The sequence below is a fragment of the Pleomorphomonas sp. PLEO genome, from assembly GCF_041320595.1.
Lineage (GTDB): Bacteria > Pseudomonadota > Alphaproteobacteria > Rhizobiales > Pleomorphomonadaceae > Pleomorphomonas.
Window position 1 is genome coordinate 5,456,170 of sequence record NZ_CP166625.1, and the last position, 20,194, is coordinate 5,476,363.

Here is a 20,194-nt window from a genome sequence, read left to right on the forward strand (position 1 = left end):
TTTTGGCGAGGCTTTTCATTTGATGTGATTGTTTGGGATACGGCTCCGCCTTCTGGCGCTGCTGACCAGTGCGCTTTATCCTCGGAGCGGCGCGCACCACGGAAATGACCGTATCCAAAAGAATGGTCTGCACCACGCCTCTTCGGCGCAGTCATTCCACTCTGCGGAGATTTCCGTTACCCTTCGCGCCAGCCTAACCATTAGGAAAAGCTATCGACGCAACGAACCACCTGCAGGCAGGTGGTTCAGAAAGAAAATGGCGCGCTCGGAGCGATTCGAACGCCCGACCCTCAGATTCGTAGTCTGATGCTCTATCCAGCTGAGCTACGAGCGCACGCCAAAACGAATTAGACACCGCCGCGATGAAATCGGCGGTCCCGTTCGCTGGGGAGTGTCTACCCAACTGGCCGGACGAATGCAAGGGCTTTCTGCGCAGCCAATGTCGCTTTTTATGAAGTGGCCAACTTGCCGTTTTTTCAGATAGTTAGCGCAAGCCTTGCCGATGAGAAACGTTGGCCGACGAAGCTATTCCGCCGACGGCCAACTGATGATTATCCCAAAAAGGTCAGGCTTTCCCTGGCTCCCGTCAGACCTGACGGACAGCCCTGCGAATGGTGCGCCGCTCGGCGAGAACAGCTTCCGAACGAGCTGCTATGGCGGGAACTCGCGGCTGTGTGGGCCGCAAAGAGACAAAAAAAGCGCTGGCGACGACAACGACTAGCATCGGCAACCAAAGCAAAATGCCCGACCAAGCCATAAGCCGGTTGAGAATGCCCTCGCGACGGCCGGTGGCCAGTTCGTGAAGCGACAACATGGTAAAGCCGAATCCGATGGCCAAATAAGCCAAGCCTGCAAAAACGATCAGAATAAACATTGGCGCCAACCCGAGTGCTACCGGTCGGCAACCGACCGGAATGGAAAAGAACCCCTTTGGACACGACGGTCCGTAGGGCGTTTTCCGGGTCTATCCAAACCCGCATAACCTGATGGGATTCCGTTCCGCTTGCGCGCAAACGGAGCCCTCCGGCTCTGGGTGAGGTGGCCGCCACGTAGCTGGCGCGCTCGCTGTTCACCCGACCCGCACCAAGACTAGAAATGCCAGTCTGGCACGAAGAAGGTTAATGAAAGGTGATCTGACCGCTCCGATCCGGGGCGTTAATCCACTTTCATCACTATGCAGTATACATGTTTTTCACCAAGAGTCGCGCAGAAGAGGAGACTATCCTTAAGTTTCGACAGGAAGGCCAGTTATCCGGGCCGGGCTTCGAATCGGAATGTGACCCTGGTTACCCACTTTTTCAGAGAAATCAGCGCGATTTCGGTGAGTGCCCTACCCGCGCGATATCCGCCGTCCGGCCGTCGAAAATGGCTCCAAACGCCGGTGCAGATCCTCGATCATTTCGAGCCGGCTTTCCGCCGCCTTCCCGAGCGCCACGCCAAGCGCCGAGGCGAGATGGCTGATGAGCGACATTGGTGCCACATAGCTGTCGAACAGGCTGGCCCCTTGGTTGGGGCAGCGTAGCGTCACATGTGCCAAATGAGCCGTGCGGGCCGCGGAGGCGTCGGTAACGAGCAGAATGCGAGCGCCGCTCTGGCGAACGGCGGCCATCACCTCGCGCAGCGCAGGCGGACGACGACGAAAACCGAAGACCACCAACGCGTCCTCGGGGCCCAAGCCGACGAGATCTTCAGCCAACGTCTGTCCGGCCAGCGGCAACAGGCGAACGTCCGGCTTCACATGGGCAAAAAGACCACGCGCGTAGGCGGCCAGCGCCGCGGAATTGCGGAAGCCAATGAGGTGCAGGCGTTTTGACGACGCAAGCAGCTCGACGGCGTCGGCGAGGGCGGCCGGCGCAAGTTCAGTGGCAAGACGCTTCAGATTTTCGATGTCCTGCGCAACGTGCAGGGCGAAATCGGCCGGTCGCTCCGCAGAGGACAGTTCGTAGAGCGGCGAGCCCCAAGTGCGCGCATCGCGAACGGAGCGCCGCAGATCACCGTAGCTCTCATAGCCGAGCCGCCGGAAGAAACGCGCGGCAGTTGCCGCGGACACGTCGGCACGGACCGCAAGCTCACCGGCGGTGAAAGCGGAGAGATCACTGGCCGTCTCGAGGACGACTTCGGCGAGACGCTTCTCGCTTTCGGTCAGCTCGTCGAACAGCGCGGCGATGCGCGCATCAACCGCGTCGCCGGGCGCCGCGCCGCCACGTTCGCCTTCTCTTGCAGCAGTCGCCTCTTTTTTCATCTTTTCCATTTCATGAAAATTCTCTTTCATATATGTTCCTCTGTCAAGCCGGTCAGGCCGGCAGCAAGAACATCGGACCGATGACCTACCTGTTTAAAAATCTCGCCGATTCGTCCGGCACAGCCGCCTTCCTCGTCAATACCACCCGCAAGGTTGGTTCATATCCTGAAGCCTTCAAGGCAACCCTGTCGCATGACGGCTACGTCCGGGCCGCCGGGGTCATCTCGTCTTGGCCTGGATATCGGCCGACGCCGCTCGTCTCGCTCTCCACGCTGGCGATGCGGCTCGGCGTCGCAAGCGTCCACTACAAGGACGAAGGCGGGCGCTTTGGCCTAGGCTCGTTCAAGGCGCTGGGTGGTGCATATGCGGTGTTCCGCCTGCTCGCCGCCGAACTCAGGCGCCGCGATGGCGGTGTCGACGAGGCGGCTCTGGCCGCCGGCCGGTTGAAGGACGCCGTCAAGGACATCACCGTGTGCTGTGCTACCGATGGCAACCATGGCCGCTCCGTCGCCTGGGGCGCCCGTATGTTCGGCGCACGAGCGGTGATTTTCGTCCACGCCACCGTTTCTGAAAAGCGGGCAGAGGCAATCCGCAGTTTTGGGGCCGAGGTGGTGCGGACGGCCGGCAATTACGACGACTCGGTGCGCGAGGCCGACCGGACCGCCGCTGCAAACGGCTGGTTCGTCGTGTCCGATACCTCCTACCCCGGGTATACGGACATTCCTCGTGACGTCATGCAGGGCTATGCGGTGATGGTGGCCGAGGCCCTTGGCGCGTTTGATATGCCGCCCACCCACGTCTTCATCCAGGGTGGTGTCGGCGGCCTTGCCGCGGCCGTCATCGCCCACCTTTGGGAAGCCTATGGGGCCGACACGCCCTCCGTCGTCGTGGTGGAGCCGGACAAGGCCGCATGCCTTTATGAAAGTGCGCGAGCCGGCAGACCGACGACCGTCACCGGTGACCTTGATACCGTCATGGCCGGGATGGCTTGCGGCGAACCGTCGGTGATCGCCTGGCCGTTCCTGGAAAAAGGCGCGACGGCCTTCATGGCCATTCCCGACGAGGCGGCACTTGCCACAATGCAGCTCTTGGCGTCAGGCGCGGCCGGGGCCACCATCGTCGGCGGCGAATCGGGGGTCGCAGGCCTTGCCGGACTGATCGTCGCTGCCGATCATGCGGATTGGCGCAAGGCGCTTGGTCTCGATCAAGCCTCGCGCGTCTTGCTATTCGGCAGCGAGGGTGACACCGATCCGGATCTTTACGCCCGCATCGTCGGCCGAACTGGCGACGCGGTTCGCGCTGGAGCACAGACATGAAAGACCTTTCTCCCGCCCTGCCCGTCAATGGCGACCGTCTCGTCGCCCGCCTCAAGGCGCTCGGCCAAGTCGGTGCCCTGCCGGAAGGCGGTGTCTGCCGTCTGGCCCTGACGCCGGAGGATGGCGCCGGCCGTGACCTGGTCGTCGGCTGGATGCGGGAACAGGGGCTTGAGGTGGCGATCGATCCGATCGGCAACATCTTCGCCACTCGCAAGGGCACGCAGGATGGTCCGTCGGTGATGATGGGCTCGCATATCGACACGGTGGCGACCGGTGGCCTTTATGACGGCAATCTCGGCGTGCTCGCCGGCCTCGAAGTGCTGAAGGCCCTCGACGATGCCGGTATTGCAACCGTGCACCCGGTCACCGTCGCGGCCTTCACCAATGAGGAGGGCGCCCGCTTCCAGCCGGACATGCTGGGCAGCCTCGTTCACGTTGGCGACCTGCCCCTCCAGGAAGCGCTCGATACCATTTCCATCGACGGCACGCGGCTCGGCGACGATCTCGTCGATATCGGCTACGCCGGTTCGGCGCCGCTCGGCGGCGTAAAGGCCGCCGCCTATCTCGAATATCACATCGAGCAGGGACCGGTATTGGAGGCCGAGGGCATCGACATCGGCGTCGTCGAAGGTGTGCAGGGCATCTCCTGGACGGAGATCACGCTGTCAGGCCGGGCGAGCCATGCCGGCGCCACGCCGATGCGCCTCCGGCGTGACGCGGGCCTTGCCGCCGCCCGCATCGCTCACGGCGTCGCCGATATCGCCAAATCGATCGGTGGCGACATGGTGGGAACCGTCGGCTCGCTGCGCCTTCGGCCCAATCTCGTCAATGTCGTCGCTGAAATGGCTCAGATGACCGTCGACCTTCGTCACCCGCAGGAGAAGGTGCTCGCCGAGGCTGAGGCGCGCCTTGCCGCGCTGGTTGCCCGCGTCGCCGAAGAGGAGCACGTTTCCTTCACCCGCCGCCGGCTGGCTCGCTTCGAGCCGGTCGCCTTCGACGGCGAACTGGTCGGCCGCGTCGAAAAGACGGCTAGGAGTCTCGGCCTTTCAACTCGCCGCATGTTCTCCGGTGCTGGTCACGACGCCCAGATGCTGGCCCGCACCTGTCCCGCCGCCATGGTGTTCGTGCCGTCCATTGCCGGACTCAGCCACAACATAGCCGAATACACGGCCCCCAACGACATAGCCAACGGCCTCGCTGTGCTCGGCACGTTAGCGTTGGAGCTGGCCGGCCGCGCCAACACACCCGCCTGAGGAGTATTGAGAGAATGTCCCGCACCATTGTCGTCGGTGCCGCCCAGCTTGGTCCGAACGCCCGTGCCGACAGTCGAGAGATCGTCGTCGCCCGGATGATCGCGTTGCTCGAAAAGGCCGCCCGACGCGGCTGCGATCTCGTGGTCTATCCGGAACTTGCGCTGACCACCTTCTTCCCGCGTTGGTTCATGCAGGACCAGGCCGAGGTCGACACCTTCTTCGAGACCGAGATGCCCGGCCCGACGACGGCGCCGCTGTTTGCCAAGGTCAAGGAGCTCGGTGTCGCCATCAGTTTCGGCTATGCCGAAAAGACGGTGATGGATGGCCGCATCCGGCACTTCAATACGTCCATCATCGTCGACAAGACGGGCGCGATCGTCCACCGCTATCACAAGGTCCATCTGCCGGGGCATACCGAAAATGAGCCCTGGCGGGCCTTCCAGCATCTTGAGAAGCGTTATTTCGAGCCGGGCGACACCCTCTTCACGCCGGCCGATTGCCTCGGCGGCAAGATCGGCATGGCCATCTGCAACGACCGCCGCTGGCCGGAAACTTATCGCGAGCACGCCCTGCGCGGTACCGAGATGGTCTTGATCGGCTACAACACGCCGTATCACTATCCGCTCGCCCCCGAACACGACCATCTACAGTGCTTCCATAATCACCTCGCCATGCAGGCCGGGGCGTACGCCAACGGCATGTGGGTGGTGGGTGTCGGCAAGGCCGGTAACGAGGAGAACTGCGTGCTGATCGGCCAGAGCTGCATCATCGCACCAACCGGCGAGATCGTTGCCATGGCTTCGACGCTCGGTGACGAACTGGTTACGCATGACTGCGACCTTGATCGCTGCACCGAGATCCGCGCCAACATCTTCAACTTCCAGAAGCACCGGCGGCCGGAAATGTATCCGCTCCTGTCGGCGCCAGTCTGACGCTTTCTCGGGGCAAATTGTATGGCCGACCTGACGCCGATCCCGCTACCGGTGCTTGTCAACCGGATGTTCCGCGAACTCGAGGCGAAGAAGGCCGCCTTTCACCTGCCGCGCTTCAAGTTCGCCAAGGCGCCGGCCGGCCGCGATCTCTCGACCTCGATCTTTGGCCGCAGGGCGGCGACGCCCTTTGGGCCTGCGGCCGGGCCGCATACCCAGCTGGCGCAGAACATCGTGCTCAGCTGGTTGGCCGGTGGTCGGGTAATCGAGCTCAAGACGGTGCAGGTGCTCGACCATCTGGATATTGCCCGCCCCTGCATCGACATGGAGACGGTCGGCTTCAACATCGAATGGTCGCAGGAGCTGTCCCTCGAACAGTCGCTTGAGGAATACGTTAAGGCGATGATGCTGATCGAGATGGCCAAGGCGGAGGGGCTTGCCCCGGGCCTTGAGGACACCGTCATCGACATGAGCGTCGGTTATGACCTCGCCGGCCTTCGCTCGGACAAGGTGCGTGCCTTCATCGCCGGCATGAAGGATGCTAGTGCCGTCATCGACAAACTCCGGGGGCAGATCCCCGAACCTTATGCGCGCTTCAGGGACCTAGATTATCCCGCCTGCATCTCAGACAGCGTCACCGTCTCCACCTTCCACGGCTGCCCACCCGGCGAGATCGAAGCGATCGCCGCCCATTTGATGGCAGAGGAGGGGCTGGACGTCGTCGTCAAACTCAATCCGACCCTGCTTGGGAAAGCCGACCTCAACGCCATCCTGCATGACAAGCTCGGCTATGCCGATCTCGTGGTGCCCGACGCGACCTTCGAAAAGGACGCGAAATGGCAGGACGTGAGAGGCATCGTGTCCCGGCTGGGCGATCTTGCCGACAAGCTCGGGCGCGGCTTTGGCGTCAAGTTCTCCAACACGCTGCTCGTCGATAACCATAAGCAGTTTTTCCCGGCCGGCACCGGCGAAATGTATCTGTCAGGCCCGCCACTACATGTACTGGCCATCGAGCTGGTCGCCCGCTTCCGGGCCGAGTTCGGCGATCGTTTCCCGATCTCCTTTTCGGCCGGCATTGATGTCGGCAACTTCGCCGACACGGTGGCGCTCGGCCTCAAGCCGGTCAGCGTCTGCACCGATCTGCTGAAGGGAGCAGGCTATGGCAAGGGCGCCGATTACATTGCCGATCTCGCCGATCGCCTGGCTGAGGTGGAGGCAACGGACCTCGATACCTACGCCCTGAAGGCCTTTGGTCTGGCTGGCGCTGCACTGGACGACCTGGACATTCCTGCCGAGAGCAAGGCGACGCTGGCCGCAGCGCTCGAAGCCGGCGAAAATCTGCGTGCTGTCGCCGGTGCCGATTTCGAAGCATGGGTATCGGCTGCTCGGCTCCGCAACACCGACCACTACGCGACGCGCGTACGCGGCGACCATCGCTATAGCCGACCGGAGGTCGACCATCCGCCACGTCGAACCGGCATCCCCTTGGCGCTCCTCGACTGCGAGACCTGCGGCAAGTGTGTCAACGTCTGCCCCAACGACGCCGTCTTCCGCTACCCGTTGCCGCAGGAGCCGGTTATCGCCGCGATAGTGCGGCCTGGGGCGAAGGTCATGATTGGCGAGGCGCAGCCGGTGACTCGTGCCCAGCAGATCGGCATTTTCGCCGACGTCTGCAACCGCTGCGGCAACTGCGATGTCACCTGCCCGGAAACGGGCGGCCCCTTCGCCCGCAAGGCCAACTTGTTCGGCTCGGTCGCGAGCCTCGACGATGCACCGGACCGCGATGGCTTTGCCATAGAAAAAACGAGGGCAGGACTCCGCCTTCACGTTCGCGACGGGGGCCAGCGCTTCACGATCGATGATGATGGCGCTCGCCTTGCCTGCAATGGAGACGGCTTTGATGTCTCGATTGATCCAGCCGCGCCGGAGCTAGCGTCCGGTCCGGCCGACCATCCGGTCGACCTCGGCCGCCTGATCCTCATCGCCCGCATAGCCCGCGCCGTCACGGCGCCGACGATCGTCACCTATGCCAACGCCGCTTTCGACTGAACGGACAACCCACCAGATGCCCATGATCACCCTTACCGTCAACGGTCGCGACCACCAGCTCGATGTCGAAGCAGACGAAACGCTGCTTTCGGTATTGCGCGACAGGCTGAAGATCACGTCGGTGAAGGACGCCTGTTCCGGCCAAGGGCAGTGCGGCTGCTGTCTGGCGCTGATCGGCGGCCGGCCGAGCAAGACCTGTACCCTCAAAGCCATCGCGGTGAAAGGAAGGCCGATCGTCACACTGGAGGGTGTCGACGCGACGGAACGGCAGCTCTACGCCGACGCTTTTCAGGCCGCCGCCGGTGTTCAGTGCGGCTTCTGCACGCCCGGCCTCGTGGTTCGCATCAAGGCGTTGACCGATGCTGGCGGAGCGACGGACCGACAGGAGATCGCCGCCGCCCTTGATGGCCATCTCTGCCGCTGCACCGGCTACAAGAAGGTGATCGACGCCGTCGAGCTGATCCGCGACGTCAAAGCCGGCGTGAAGGGGCATCCGCAGCCAACGACTGACGGCGGCGTCGGCCAGCCGGTCGAGCGCTTCCGGGGCGGCGATCTCGCGCTCGGCGATCGGCCTTTCCTCGCCGATATCGACGTGCCCGGCCTGTTGCACGCCGTGTTCGTGTTGTCGCCTTACGCCCGCGCCCGAGTAAACTCCATCGATCTTTCGAAAGCGCTCGCCCACCCTGGCGTGGTGCGTATCGCCACCGCCGATGACGTGCCCGGCGACCGATGGGTTGGACAGATCAAGAAGGACTGGCCGGTGTTCATCGCCGTCGGCGAGGAAGTTCGCTACGTTGGTGACGTCATTGCCGCTGTCGCCGCCGAGACGCCGCGCGCCGCCCGCGCCGCCGCCGCTCTCGTTGCCGTCGACTACACGGTGCTGGAGCCGACGCTCTCTCCGGAGGAGGCGCTGAAACCCGGCGCCCGGCAGGTCAATCCGCGTCAGCCAAATCTGTTGTCCGAGACGGTCATCGAGCGTGGCGACGTCGAGGCGGCGCTTGCCGGCTCCGTCCATGTCGTCTCCGGCACGTGGCAGACCCAGCGCATCGAGCATCTATTCCTGGAGCCCGAGGCTTGTCTGGCCGTACCGCTCGAAGACGGGCGCCTGCATCTCTATAGCCAAGGACAAGGCGTGTTCGAGGACCGCAAGGCAGTGGCCGGGGTGCTCGGTGAACCGGTGGACAATATCTTCGTCGAACTGGTGCCAACCGGCGGCGCCTTCGGGGGCAAGGAAGACATGACGGTTCAGGCGCAGACCGCCGTGCTCGCCCGCTTGACCGATCGGCCGGTGCGGCTCGTCCTGTCCCGCGAGGAGTCGGTTCGGCTGCATCCCAAGCGTCATCCTATGAAGATGGCCTATTCGGTCGGTTGCGACGCCGAAGGGCGGATCACCGCCGCCAAGATCGATATCCTTGGCGATTCCGGCTGTTACGCCTCGGTCGGCGATAAGGTGCTGGAACGCGCCGCCGGCCACGCCTGCGGCCCTTATCGAGTGCCGACGCTGTCGATCCATTCGATCGCCGCCTATACTAACAATCCCCCCTGCGGCGCCATGCGCGGCTTCGGCGTCAACCAGACCTCATTCGCCATGGAGGGGTGCCTCGATCTTCTGGCCGAGAAAGTCGGCATCGACGGCTGGGAGATGCGCTGGCGCAACGGCGTGCGCATCGGCGACGTGTTCTCGTCGGGCCAGATCCTGGAGAAGTCGGTCGGGCTTGAGAAATCACTGCTCGCCGTCAAAGACGCCTATTACGCGGCAAAGGCCGAGGGCAAGGCGGTGGGCGTGGCCTGCGCGGTGAAGAATTCCGGTATCGGCAACGGCGCGCTCGAATGGGGCAAGTGCCGGCTGGAGATCGAAGCAGAGGAGCGGATCGGCCTCCACATAGGCTTCACCGAGATGGGACAGGGCCTGCTCACCATTTCAGCCCAGTCGGCGGCCGAGGTGACCGGCCTTCCCTCCTCGATCTTCGTGCCGCAGGTCAACAGCCGTTTCGACGTGGGCTGTGGCCAGACCACCGGATCGCGCGGCACGCTGCTCGCCGGCAATGCTGTAATCAAGGCTGCCAAGGCACTGCGGGCAGTGCTGGATGAGGGCAAGACGCTGAAGGATCTCGTTGGTGAGGTGTTCGCCGGCGATATCAAGATCGACGACACGACGGCGCCGGGCCAGCTCAAGAACGGCAAGATCAAGACCCACACCGCCTTTGGCTGGGCAACGCAGGTGGCCATCCTCGACGATACCGGACGTGTCGCCAAGGTGATTGCCGCCCATGATGTCGGCAAGGCGCTGAACCCGAAGCTTGCCGAAGGGCAAATCGAGGGTGCGGTTCACATGGGCCTGGGTTACGCCCTGACCGAGCAACTTCCCTGCAAGGACGGCATGCCAGTGACCGCCAATGTGCGCGAGATCGGCGTGCTGCGCGCCTCCGACATGCCGGAGGTCGAGGTGATCATCATCGAGGAGAATGAGCCGGAGGGACCGTTCGGTGCCAAGGGCATCGGCGAGATCGGCCTCGTGCCGACCGCTGGCGCCGTTGCCGCCGCGCTTGCCGCCTACGATGGTATCCGGCGCACGGTGCTGCCGATGATCGACAGCCCGGCGGCGCGGGCTCTTTCGGTCGGCCTCGATCCAGATCTCGACCGGAGCGACTGGCATTGACCCGATCGATCACCATTGGTCCGGACCGGACCGGCCGGACCGTCGCGATCGTCGATGGCGTCATTGCCGAGGCGGCCGATCCGATGGCGCCGGTCATCGCCTGCCCTGAGGGCGAGATCGCACCGGGCGCCGTCTGCGCGCATACCCATCTCTATTCGGGTCTGGCGCCTTATGGCATGCCGACAGCCGAGCCGGCCCCCGCCAACTTCATCGAGATCCTGGAAAAGGTCTGGTGGCGGCTCGACCGGGCGCTCGACGCGGACGCGCTCCGGGCATCGGCACGCGACTATATCGCCAAAGCGTTGCTATCGGGCACCACCAGTCTCATCGACCATCACGAATCGCCGCATTTCATCAGAGGATCGCTTCAGGTTCTGGCGGACGCGGCCAAGGATCTCGGCGTGCGGGCGCTGCTGACTTTCGGCGCCACCGAGCGCAACTTCGGGCGCGCCGAAGCCGAGGCGGGCCTCGTCGAGTGCGGCAATGTCGAGGAGACGCCACTCATTCGCCGCCTCGTCGGGCTGCACGCCAGCTTCACGGTTTCCGATGACACGATCCGTGCCGCTGGCGAACTTTGCCACTCCCTCGATACGGTGATGCACGTGCACGTGGCGGAAGCCGTGGACGACGTTGAGGATGCACGCGCACGCGGCTATGCCGGCCCGCTCGAACGGCTGATCGCCCTCGACGCGTTGCCGACAGGCTCAATCCTCGCCCATGGGGTCCATCTCACCGCAGAAGAGGTGCGCAAGGCGGACCGACTTGGCTGCTGGCTTGTGCAGAATCCGCGCTCCAATGAAGGCAATCGCGTCGGCTATCCGACCACCCTTCGCCATTCGGAAAAAGTGGCGCTCGGGTGCGATGGCTGGAACGCCGATATGGCGATCGAAAAAGCGGCACTTCTTCGGCTTGCCACCGCGAACGGTGACGACCGAGCAGCGGCCCGTCTTGATGCCGGCCAGCGATTGATCTCCCAACGCTTCGGGTTTTCTGCCATAGGCCTCGCGCCCGGCGCGGCCGGCGATGTGGTGGTCCGGCAGAATGGCAGAGTAACAACAGTAGCTGTTGATGGCAGGCTCGTTGTCAGTGACGGTTGCCTTGTTAGCGCCGATGCCGGGGAAATCGAAACCGTGGCCCGCACCCAGGCGGCACGCCTCTGGCAGCGGATGGAAGCTTTCTGACCCTGGTGACGGCGCGACCGGCCGAGGCTATTGTCGCCGCCAGCAGGGAGGAATTCATGATTTATTTTCTCGATACCGCCGACGTCGCGGCCATCGCCCGCCTCGCGGATCTCTATCCTATCGCTGGCGTCACCACCAACCCGACGCTGATCGCCCGTGCGAAGCGACCGTTTTCCGACATTCTCAAAGATATCCGGGCGGTGATCGGCGATGGCGCCATGCTGCATGTCCAGGTTACCGGCAGCGATGCCGACACAATGGTGGCAGAGGCTCGCAAACTTGCCGACTTCGTCGGTGCCGGCTTTCATCCGAAGGTGCCGGTGACGGCGGAGGGCATCAAGGCAATTCGGCGGCTATCCGGTCTCGGCTTCCGCGTGACGGCAACCGCCATCGTCACCGCCCAACAGGCCCTGATGGCGGCGGTGGCCGGCGCGGCCTTCACCGCGCCCTACGTCAACAGGCTCGACATGATCGGCGGCGACGGCGTCAAGGTCGTCGCCGACATTGTCCATCTCTTCCGCGTTCATGCCTTGCCAACGCGCCTGCTGACCGCCTCTTTCAAGAACGTCCAGCAGGTACACGATGTTGCCATGGCTGGCGCCCATTCAGCGACGCTGCCGCCCGACATTCTCGAAGCCCTGATCCGCCACCCATTGACCGATTCCGGCATCGCGGGCTTTTCAGCCGACTGGGCGGCAGCCTATGGCGAGGGTGTCACCACGCTCGACCTCATCTGAGGTCGTTCGCCGTCACGCCGGCTTCTTCTTGCTGACGTTACTTCTTCTTGCTGGCGTTATGAGTCGCATCGCTGGTCGCCTTGGCGAAGACGTCGGTCACCGATGATGTTTTGGTGCCAGCGCCTTTCTCGGCCTTCGGTTTGCGTGCTTCCTTGTTTTTCTTAACCTGTCCCTTGGCCATGTCACTCTCCTGATCGAAGGCGATCGTCTCGTCTGGGACGGTCGCGTTCATAATGTTCCCGAGGGCCGGTCTTCCGGCTGGCCACCGACGGGCACATGATGAGCCGGCTTTGTCACGGATACAACCTCAGCTAAGGTCCAAGCGCAGCAACCTTGCTGCGGGGCTCAGGCGCGGAGCGGTTCGACCGTGTCGGCCTCCATCTCTAGCGCATATCCGGCGAGTACGGCATGGAAATCGCTTGGTCGATTGAAGAGATAGCCCTGTCCATGGGACACGCCTAGTTTGGCCAGCTCCTTCAGCGTCGCCTGGTCCTCGATGCGCTCGGCGATGACATCGACACCCAGCTCGCGACCAATCTCGTTGATAGCCCGGACGACGGTTCGATCGTAGGCGCTGCCGGCCATGTTATGAACGAAGCTGCCGTCGATTTTGATGGCGTCGACGTCGAAGCTCTTCAGATAGGTGAAGGACGATAGACCGGAGCCGAAGTCGTCCAGACTGACCCGGCAACCTATGCTGCGAGCGGCGCGTATGAAATCGCGGGCAATCTCAAAGGAATTGATCACCGCCGTCTCGGTTATTTCAAGCGTGACGCGCGACGGCGACAGTCGGCTCGCCTGGAAAAGATCGGTGAGATACCGCCAGAGCGTCGGGTCGTTGAGCGAGTTGGCCGATAGATTGATCGCAACGCGCAGGTCGGGCACCGCCATGATCGCCGAGCCGAAGTCACGGATCACCTTGGCCAGCACCCAGCGGTCAATGGTTCCCATCAATTCGAAGCGTTCGGCGGCCGGGATGAAGGTGTCCGGTGTCGATACGACCCCGTTCTCGTCGATCATGCGGATCAGGAGTTCCAGCGAGTGACCGCGTGTCTCGGGGTGGGCGATCGACCTGATCTCCTGCGCATAGAGCACGAAGCGGCCGTTCTCGATGGTCTCGCGGATGCGAGCGGCCATTCGAAAGTCGCTCATGTGCCGCTGCGCCTCGCCTGTGTTTTGCAAGAACACCGAGACGCGGCCACGACCAGCCGCCTTGGCGGCGTAGCAGGCCACGTCGGCCTCAGCCAGCACCGCCTCGGCGCTCGCCGTGGTGGCATCGACCTGGGACACGCCGGCGCTGGCGCCGATCTCGTAGACCTTGCCTTCCCAGGTAAACCGAATGGCGTCGATGGCGTCGATCAGTTTTTCGCCAACGAAGGCCGCGAATTGACGATCGCAATTCTCGACGAGCACCGCGAACTCGTCGCCGCCCAGCCTTGCGAGACAATCACTGATCGGAACGATCGACCGCATGGTACGAGCCACTTCTTGCAGAAGAGCGTCGCCCGCCAAGTGTCCGGCCGTGTCGTTGACGATCTTGAAGCGGTCGAGGTCTACGAACAGCAGGCCGTGCCGACTGTCGCCCTCGCGTGCCGCTGTGATCATGTTCTGGATGCGCGTCTCGAAGAAGCGGCGATTGGCAAGACCAGTGAGATCGTCGTGCGTGGCGGCATGGGCGAGCGAACGCTGCATGGCGCGCTCGGCCGACACATCCTGGAAGACCAGAACGGCGCCGGCCCGACCGTCAGCACCGGCGGTGATCGGCGCGGCTGCCTCGCGGATGTAATGCACCTCGCGGCCGCGGACGTCGATGACCTGCGTACCGAGCCGCTCCACCGGCTTGCCGGTCTCGATGGCTTGGCGAACGCAGGAGGCCGCTGGATGACCGTTGTCATCGTGGACGGCCTGGAACACTTCTTCGATCGGATGGCCGTAGGCCTCCGTCTCCGAAAGACCTGTCATGCGTTGGGCGGCGGGGTTGATCAGTGTAACGCGACCGTCAGCGTCGGTGGCAATAACGCCATCGGAAATGGCATGCAGCGTCGTGCGAAGACGCTCCTTCTCGTCGCGCAGTTCCTGAGCTGCGCTTACCTGTTCGCTGATGTCCCAGGCCGTGCCGAGCAGCAACCGATCGCCATTTGACAGCGTTACCTGATTGGCAAGCACTCGAATGTGCACGAGACCACGGGCCGGACTCAGCAGACGGCAGGTGGTGTTGACCCGAGCCGCAGGATCAATGGTCGCCTGATGCAGCATCTCTGAAAGGCTCGGCCGATCCTCCGGATGGACGAAGCGCAGCCATTCGATCGATCGCCGACCGGCGGCATCGGCGGTCATGCGACCAAAGGTCTCGCCATTCCAGGTGGAAACACCGGTCGCGAGGTCCATGCTCCAGAGACCGATGCCGCCCGCCTCGATGGCTAGACGCACGCGCTCCTCCAGGAGCTGAATCTCGCGTTCAGCCGCCTTGTTGCGCGAAATGTCGGTATGGGTCCCGATGATACGCAGCGGGCGGCCATCGGCATCGCGGGAGATCGCCTTGCCACGGTCAAGGATCCAAACCCAGTGGCCGTCCTTGTGGCGCAGGCGGAATTCGGTCTCAAGCCATTCTGTATCGCCGCGCTCATGGGCATCATTGGCAACGAGGAACCTGTCTCGGTCGTCAACATGCATCAATTCGAGCCAGGCATCACCGCCATCGATCGACACATCTTCCGGCTCATAGCCGAGCATGCGCTTCCACGTCGGGGACGTGTAGAGCCGGCCACCAGGCTTATCGACGTCCCAGACGCCCTGTTGGCCATTTTCGAGGGCGAATGCCCACCGACTTTCGCTTTCAGCGATGGCCTCAAGCGTCCGTTTCTTGAGATCAATGTCCTCGACCTGGCTGAGCAGTCGATTGGGCTGACCGGTCAGCGGATCGGTGACCACGATGATGGAGACTTCTACCCAGAAGACCTCGCCTGACTTGCGAACATAACGCTTCTCGGCCTTGAAGCTGCGGACAGTACCATCGAGGATACCCCGGCGGAAGCTATCCAGCCCGTCGCGGTCCTCCTGGTAGGTGATGTCCTTGAAGCCGCGACCGACGAGCTCGGCTTCGTCATAGCCCGTCATGGCGCAAAAGGCGGCGTTGACCTTAAGGTATTGACCTTCGCCCCCAATGATCGTCACGCCAATGCTGGCGTCATCCATCGACCGACGAAACAGGTTCTCGCTCTCGGCGAGATCGCGTTCGCGCTGGCGTAAGCGCTCAAGCAACACGCAGGTGGCGATCGGCAGCAATGTGCCGACCGAGACACCAAGCGGCATCAGCATCGGCGTCCACAACGAATCGGCCTTGCCATAGGCTGCCACCATCGTCACGAACCAGACGCTGCCCGAAAGAATCGCCATGTCGACGGGGCGCAAGACGAAGCTTGCCAGCAACAATGGAACGACGAAAAATACCGCCGGTTCGGACAGCGTGGCGGTCGCCGCTAAGGCGCCAACCGAAAACAGTACGACCACGGCCGCGAAGACGCCACGGTTCAGCCAGACCGGTCGCCGGCCAAGCCGCGCCGCGTCGCGCTGCGAATAGAGCAGTGGCGGCAGGAAGATGGCGAAGGCGGCTGTGGCGCCTCCCCACCAGACGCTAAGCGGCATGGGGGTGTTTTGTAAGACGCCGGTCGCCGAAAGGAGAAGTGCCACCGCGAGGCTGGTGAGGGGCGCGAAGATCGTCGCGGCTAGCGCGGCGGCTATCTCGAACAACCCTTCATTATGCGAACGCTCGGCCCAGGCACGGACGAGGTCGATCACCCAGAGACCGGTTCCAAGGGTGATGGCGCGGATGAGCAGAACGCACAGAAGAAAATGCGCGTCGCCGCCGCGATACCAGGCGAAAAGCAGCCAGCCGAACAGGGCGCCGGCAACGCCGGCCAAACGGTCGCCCGACGAACGATCGGCAAGCAACGCGACGACCACGGCATCGGCCGGCCATACAGGCGTACGAACGCCGGCCATCACGACGACCGCGACCATCATCGCCGACAGTCCGACATACAACAGGCCGCAGCCCGCGAATATTCCGACGCGGTCTCCGGGAGACTTGCCTTTCAACACCGCAACACCATGCCAGGAGGTGATGAGCGGCGACTTTGGCAGGCCGACATGAAACAACGCTTAACATTGTCAGAATAACGGCTCTGGAATGCGCCGGCGGCCGTCAGGCGAAGACGATGGTCTTCTTGCCGTGCATCAGGACGCGCGCCTCGAGATGCAGCTTCACCGCGCGGGCAAGTACGCGCGACTCGTTGTCGCGCCCGACGGCGACGAGGTCCTCGGCGGACAAGGCATGCGTGACGCGCGAGGTCTCCTGCTCGATGATCGGACCCTCATCGAGATCAGGCGTCACGTAATGAGCCGTAGCTCCGATCAGCTTGACGCCGCGCTCGTGCGCCTGGTGGTAGGGACGGGCGCCCTTGAATGACGGCAAGAATGAATGGTGAATATTGATGATCTTGCCGAACAGCGACGACGACAACGTGTCGGACAGCACCTGCATGTAGCGGGCGAGCACGAGCAGTTCGGCGCCGGTCTCCTCGACGAGTGCCACCACGCGCGCCTCCTGCTCTGCCTTGTTCGACTTGTCCTTATCGACCGGCCAGCAATAATAGGGGATGCCCTGCGCTTCGGCGAAGGGGCGGCTGTCTTCGTGGTTGGAGACGATGGCGGCCACCTCCGCCTTCAGCCAACCGACGCGGATCTGATACATCAGATGCTGCAGGCAGTGATCGAACTTGGACACCATAATGACGATCTTCGGCATGCGGGCGGCATCGACGAGCTCGACGGTCATGCCAAAGGTTTCGATGGTCTCGGAGAGCGCGGCGCGGATCGTATCGGCACTGAGAGCGGCCGGCGTTTCGAAGGCGATGCGCATGAAGAAGCGGTTGGTGACCCGATCCCAGAACTGTGCGCTTTCGGCGATATTGCCACCGAGGCCGGCAAGGATCGTGGTGACCGACGCGACGATGCGCGGACGATCGGCGCAGGAGAGCGTGAGAATGTGGGTGCGCTTGTGAGCGTCGGCCATGGTCGGGAACCTCATTGGCATTTTGCTGGACGCTAGTTAGCTTGGTGAGCCCCAAGAGGAAAGGGGCTAAAGCATTCAGCTGTCGCGCTGGCGGGCCAGATCATCAAAGTGGCCGTTCGTCGAGCGCCACCGACTTCACCAGAGCGAAGACCGGCCGGCCCGGCGCCAAACCCAGTTCGGCAACGGCTGCCCGCGTGACCGAGGCGGCAAGTCGGGCCCCGCCGTCGAGAGCCACGTCGACGGTGACGCTGGGGCCTTGGCCTTCCGGAACGTCGGCGACGATGCCGGTGAGTACCGTGCGGATGGTGACCCCCTCCGGCCGATGGATGGCTAGCGCCACATCGGTCGCGTGAACCAATACGCGGACCGCTCGCCCTTGATGTCCAACGACGCCATTCAGCCAGACGATGCCGGCCTGGGTTTCAACCGGCGTCAGCTGGAACGCACCATCGGGCGTCCCGAGCAGCCCCTCAATAACCGACATGATCTCGAAGCGATCGGTGGCGACGCGGAACACATCGGCTGGCGCCCCTTCGCGGGCTACCCTACCAGCCTCAAGCACCACGACTTTTCCGGCAAGTCGTGCCACCTCCTCGACGGCATGGCTGACGTAGACGATGGGAATGCCGAACTCGTCACGCAAAGTTTCGATGAGCGGCAAGATCTCGAGGCGACGGGCCGCGTCCAGAGAAGCGAGCGGCTCATCCATCAACAACAGGCGAGGCGAGGCGATGAGCGCCCGGCCAATGGCGACGCGCTGCTGCTCACCGCCACTGAGTGTGGCCGGATGACGATCGAGCAAATGACCGATGCCGAGGGTATCGATCACCGGCCCCTCGGCGATGTGCTGTTCCCCTCTGGGCGTGAACAGCCGGCCATAGCGGAGGTTGCGCCGGACGGAAAGATGCGGAAACAGCCGCGCTTCCTGGAACACAACCCCAATGCGGCGCCGGTGCGGTGGCGTGTGGCGGCCGCGACCGTCGGCGAGAACGGTGCCGTCGAGCACCACGCGGCCAGCGTCCAATCGAGTCAGTCCGGCAATCACCTTGATCACCGACGACTTGCCAGACCCCGATGGGCCAAACAGCGCCGTGATGCCGCTGCCACCGGAAAAGCCTATATCGAGCAGGAACTCCCCGATACGCTGGCGGATCTCGACCTCGATCACGACGAAGCCCTCCTGAACCAACGGGCAATGATCTCGGATGCGACGAGAGCGGCAAGCCCTATGCCGGCGGCGATGACCGAGAGAAGGAGCGCTTCGCCATCTCCGTCGGGGCTCTGACTGGCGGTGTAGATGGCCGAGGCAATGGTGCGCGTTTCGCCGGGGATATTGGAAACGAAGGTAATCGTGGCGCCAAATTCGCCGAGCGCCTTGGCAAATCCCAGAGTCGCACCGACCAGAATACCCGGCATTGCCAGAGGCAGCGTTACTAGGAAGAAAGTCGCGACCGGACCAGCCCCCAGTGTGCCGGACGCCTGTTCGAGGCGGGCGTCGACCGCCTCAATGGACAACCGGATGGCGCGGACGATGATCGGCAGCGACATCACGACCGCGGCAACGACGGCGCCTGTCCAGCGGAAGGCGAAGACGATGCCGAAATGCTGATCAAGGAAAGCGCCGATCAGCCCCTTGCGCCCCAGAAGAAGCAAGAGCGCATAGCCGGTGACCACCGGCGGCAGCACCAGGGGCAGGTGAATGATGCCGTCGAACAGCGCTTTGCCGGGAAACCGTCCACGAGCGAGGATCAGCGCCAGCACGGTGGACACCGGCACGCCCCACAACGTCGCCATGGCGGCGACCTTGAAGCTCAGGGCGATGGCAATCCAGGCGTCAGGAGAAAGGTCCGGCATCGGCTTACAGTGTTCGATCGGCACTGGGCCGACAAGTGGTCATCTCTTAGCAACCACCGCCGAAGGTGGCGATGGGCGGCCGACGGCGCGACCGCCCTGCGCCGATCACTTGGCCGGCTTGACGAAACTGGCGGCCGTGAACACGGCTTCCGCCTCGGGGCCCTTGAGATAGGTAACGAAATCAGCGGCGGCCTGGCCGGCGTTCTTGGTGAGGCCGATCGGATAAACGATCGGCTGATGGCTGGTCTCCGGGAAGGTCGCAACAACGGCAACGCCCGGCTCGGCGGCGGCATCAGTCCCGTAGACGATGCCGAGCTTGGCTTCGCCGCGGGCAACCATCTGCAGGGCGACGCGCACGTTCTCGGCCGGAGCAAAGTGCGGCGAGACCGCATCGTAGAGACCAAGTGACTTCAACGCCTGGTCGGCATAGGCGCCAGCCGGCACGCTCTTGGCTTCGCCGACGGCGAGACGCTCCTGGCCGAGGACTGTCGGCAGCGACGTCTTGTCGGCGAAATCGACAGAGACCTTGTCGTCCTTGGCAGCCACCAGAACCAATGAATTGCCGAGAAGGTTAAAACTACTGCCGTCCTTCATCAGACCCTTGCCCTCGACATAGGTCATCCACTTGAGGTCGGCGGAGATGAAGATATCGGCGGGGGCGCCGGCTTCGATCTGCTTGGCAAGCGCACCGGAGGCAGCCGGCGTGATCTGGACTTCGACATCCTTGCCGACCTTGTACGTGTCGGCGATCTTCTGGAGCGAGGGGGCCACCGAGGCGGCGGCGAAGATCTTGATCTGGTCGGCGGCGGAGGCAGCCGATGTCATAAGGCCGAGGGCTAGCGCGGCGATAAGGGCGAGCGACTTTTTCATGGAGAGAAATCCCGTCTGGTCGTTATACCT

The 20,194-nt window shown here is 63.4% G+C and carries 15 protein-coding genes and 1 tRNA gene; 7 read left to right on the forward strand and 9 right to left on the reverse strand.

The features are described from left to right. Positions 1-257: 257 nt before the first annotated feature. The 3 genes from AB6N07_RS25210 to AB6N07_RS25220 form a co-directional block, all read right to left on the reverse strand. Positions 258-334: transfer RNA gene (locus AB6N07_RS25210), tRNA-Arg, on the reverse strand. Positions 335-586: 252 nt separating this feature from the next. Next, positions 587-874: a hypothetical protein gene (locus tag AB6N07_RS25215; RefSeq protein WP_370675776.1), complete on the reverse strand. Its 288-nt coding sequence runs from the start codon at positions 872-874 to the stop codon at positions 587-589. Positions 875-1,330: 456 nt separating this feature from the next. Beyond that, positions 1,331-2,251: a MurR/RpiR family transcriptional regulator gene (locus tag AB6N07_RS25220; protein WP_370675777.1), complete on the reverse strand. Its 921-nt coding sequence runs from the start codon at positions 2,249-2,251 to the stop codon at positions 1,331-1,333. A gap of 71 nt (positions 2,252-2,322) precedes the next feature. On the opposite strand from AB6N07_RS25220, the gene AB6N07_RS25225 reads away from it, so the two are divergent. From AB6N07_RS25225 to AB6N07_RS25255, 7 genes are read left to right on the forward strand one after another with little or no spacing between them, the layout of a single operon-like run. After that, complete coding sequence (locus AB6N07_RS25225) at positions 2,323-3,558, forward strand: diaminopropionate ammonia-lyase (protein ID WP_370675778.1); 1,236 nt, start codon at positions 2,323-2,325, stop codon at positions 3,556-3,558. After that, positions 3,555-4,811: a Zn-dependent hydrolase gene (locus AB6N07_RS25230; RefSeq protein ID WP_370675779.1), complete on the forward strand. Its 1,257-nt coding sequence runs from the start codon at positions 3,555-3,557 to the stop codon at positions 4,809-4,811. The genes AB6N07_RS25225 and AB6N07_RS25230 overlap by 4 nt, the downstream gene beginning before the upstream one ends. A gap of 14 nt (positions 4,812-4,825) precedes the next feature. Continuing rightward, positions 4,826-5,743 (forward strand): N-carbamoyl-D-amino-acid hydrolase, encoded by a 918-nt coding sequence (locus AB6N07_RS25235; RefSeq protein WP_370675780.1) that lies wholly within the window; start codon positions 4,826-4,828, stop codon positions 5,741-5,743. A 21-nt stretch (positions 5,744-5,764) separates the two neighbouring features. Beyond that, positions 5,765-7,789, forward strand: coding sequence for a 4Fe-4S dicluster domain-containing protein (locus tag AB6N07_RS25240; protein ID WP_370675781.1), 2,025 nt, complete (start codon positions 5,765-5,767; stop codon positions 7,787-7,789). A 16-nt stretch (positions 7,790-7,805) separates the two neighbouring features. Continuing rightward, positions 7,806-10,448: a selenium-dependent xanthine dehydrogenase gene (gene xdh / locus AB6N07_RS25245; RefSeq protein WP_370675782.1), complete on the forward strand. Its 2,643-nt coding sequence runs from the start codon at positions 7,806-7,808 to the stop codon at positions 10,446-10,448. Continuing rightward, positions 10,445-11,629 (forward strand): amidohydrolase family protein, encoded by a 1,185-nt coding sequence (locus AB6N07_RS25250; protein WP_370675783.1) that lies wholly within the window; start codon positions 10,445-10,447, stop codon positions 11,627-11,629. Before xdh ends, AB6N07_RS25250 begins: the two co-directional genes overlap by 4 nt. A gap of 56 nt (positions 11,630-11,685) precedes the next feature. After that, entirely contained in the window at positions 11,686-12,366 is a 681-nt protein-coding gene (locus AB6N07_RS25255; protein WP_370675784.1) for a transaldolase family protein, read from the forward strand. Between the two features lie 37 nt (positions 12,367-12,403). On the opposite strand, the gene AB6N07_RS25260 is transcribed toward AB6N07_RS25255, so the two are convergent. The 6 genes from AB6N07_RS25260 to modA form a co-directional block, all read right to left on the reverse strand. Further along, a complete protein-coding gene (locus AB6N07_RS25260; RefSeq protein WP_370675785.1) occupies positions 12,404-12,547 on the reverse strand; it encodes a hypothetical protein in 144 nt (47 codons plus the stop codon). A 164-nt stretch (positions 12,548-12,711) separates the two neighbouring features. Beyond that, a complete protein-coding gene (locus AB6N07_RS25265; RefSeq protein WP_370675786.1) occupies positions 12,712-16,389 on the reverse strand; it encodes an EAL domain-containing protein in 3,678 nt (1,225 codons plus the stop codon). A gap of 181 nt (positions 16,390-16,570) precedes the next feature. Next, positions 16,571-17,440 (reverse strand): formyltetrahydrofolate deformylase, encoded by an 870-nt coding sequence (gene purU / locus AB6N07_RS25270; protein ID WP_370675787.1) that lies wholly within the window; start codon positions 17,438-17,440, stop codon positions 16,571-16,573. Between the two features lie 103 nt (positions 17,441-17,543). Further along, positions 17,544-18,608 (reverse strand): molybdenum ABC transporter ATP-binding protein, encoded by a 1,065-nt coding sequence (gene modC / locus AB6N07_RS25275; protein WP_370675788.1) that lies wholly within the window; start codon positions 18,606-18,608, stop codon positions 17,544-17,546. Next, positions 18,605-19,294: a molybdate ABC transporter permease subunit gene (gene modB, locus AB6N07_RS25280; RefSeq protein WP_370675789.1), complete on the reverse strand. Its 690-nt coding sequence runs from the start codon at positions 19,292-19,294 to the stop codon at positions 18,605-18,607. Before modB ends, modC begins: the two co-directional genes overlap by 4 nt. A 105-nt stretch (positions 19,295-19,399) precedes the next feature. Further along, positions 19,400-20,164: a molybdate ABC transporter substrate-binding protein gene (modA, locus tag AB6N07_RS25285; protein WP_370675790.1), complete on the reverse strand. Its 765-nt coding sequence runs from the start codon at positions 20,162-20,164 to the stop codon at positions 19,400-19,402. Positions 20,165-20,194: the final 30 nt, after the last annotated feature.

Bases quoted from the DNA above. Each gene is read 5' to 3' on its own strand.
- AB6N07_RS25215 (WP_370675776.1), bottom strand. From the start codon at position 874: ATGTTTATTCTGATCGTTTTTGCAGGCTTGGCTTATTTGGCCATCGGA.
- AB6N07_RS25220 (WP_370675777.1), bottom strand. From the start codon at position 2,251: ATGGAAAAGATGAAAAAAGAGGCGACTGCTGCAAGAGAAGGCGAACGT.
- AB6N07_RS25225 (WP_370675778.1), top strand. From the start codon at position 2,323: ATGACCTACCTGTTTAAAAATCTCGCCGATTCGTCCGGCACAGCCGCC.
- AB6N07_RS25230 (WP_370675779.1), top strand. From the start codon at position 3,555: ATGAAAGACCTTTCTCCCGCCCTGCCCGTCAATGGCGACCGTCTCGTC.
- AB6N07_RS25235 (WP_370675780.1), top strand. From the start codon at position 4,826: ATGTCCCGCACCATTGTCGTCGGTGCCGCCCAGCTTGGTCCGAACGCC.
- AB6N07_RS25240 (WP_370675781.1), top strand. From the start codon at position 5,765: ATGGCCGACCTGACGCCGATCCCGCTACCGGTGCTTGTCAACCGGATG.
- xdh (WP_370675782.1), top strand. From the start codon at position 7,806: ATGCCCATGATCACCCTTACCGTCAACGGTCGCGACCACCAGCTCGAT.
- AB6N07_RS25255 (WP_370675784.1), top strand. From the start codon at position 11,686: ATGATTTATTTTCTCGATACCGCCGACGTCGCGGCCATCGCCCGCCTC.
- AB6N07_RS25260 (WP_370675785.1), bottom strand. From the start codon at position 12,547: ATGGCCAAGGGACAGGTTAAGAAAAACAAGGAAGCACGCAAACCGAAG.
- AB6N07_RS25265 (WP_370675786.1), bottom strand. From the start codon at position 16,389: ATGATGGTCGCGGTCGTCGTGATGGCCGGCGTTCGTACGCCTGTATGG.
- purU (WP_370675787.1), bottom strand. From the start codon at position 17,440: ATGGCCGACGCTCACAAGCGCACCCACATTCTCACGCTCTCCTGCGCC.
- modB (WP_370675789.1), bottom strand. From the start codon at position 19,294: ATGCCGGACCTTTCTCCTGACGCCTGGATTGCCATCGCCCTGAGCTTC.
- modA (WP_370675790.1), bottom strand. From the start codon at position 20,164: ATGAAAAAGTCGCTCGCCCTTATCGCCGCGCTAGCCCTCGGCCTTATG.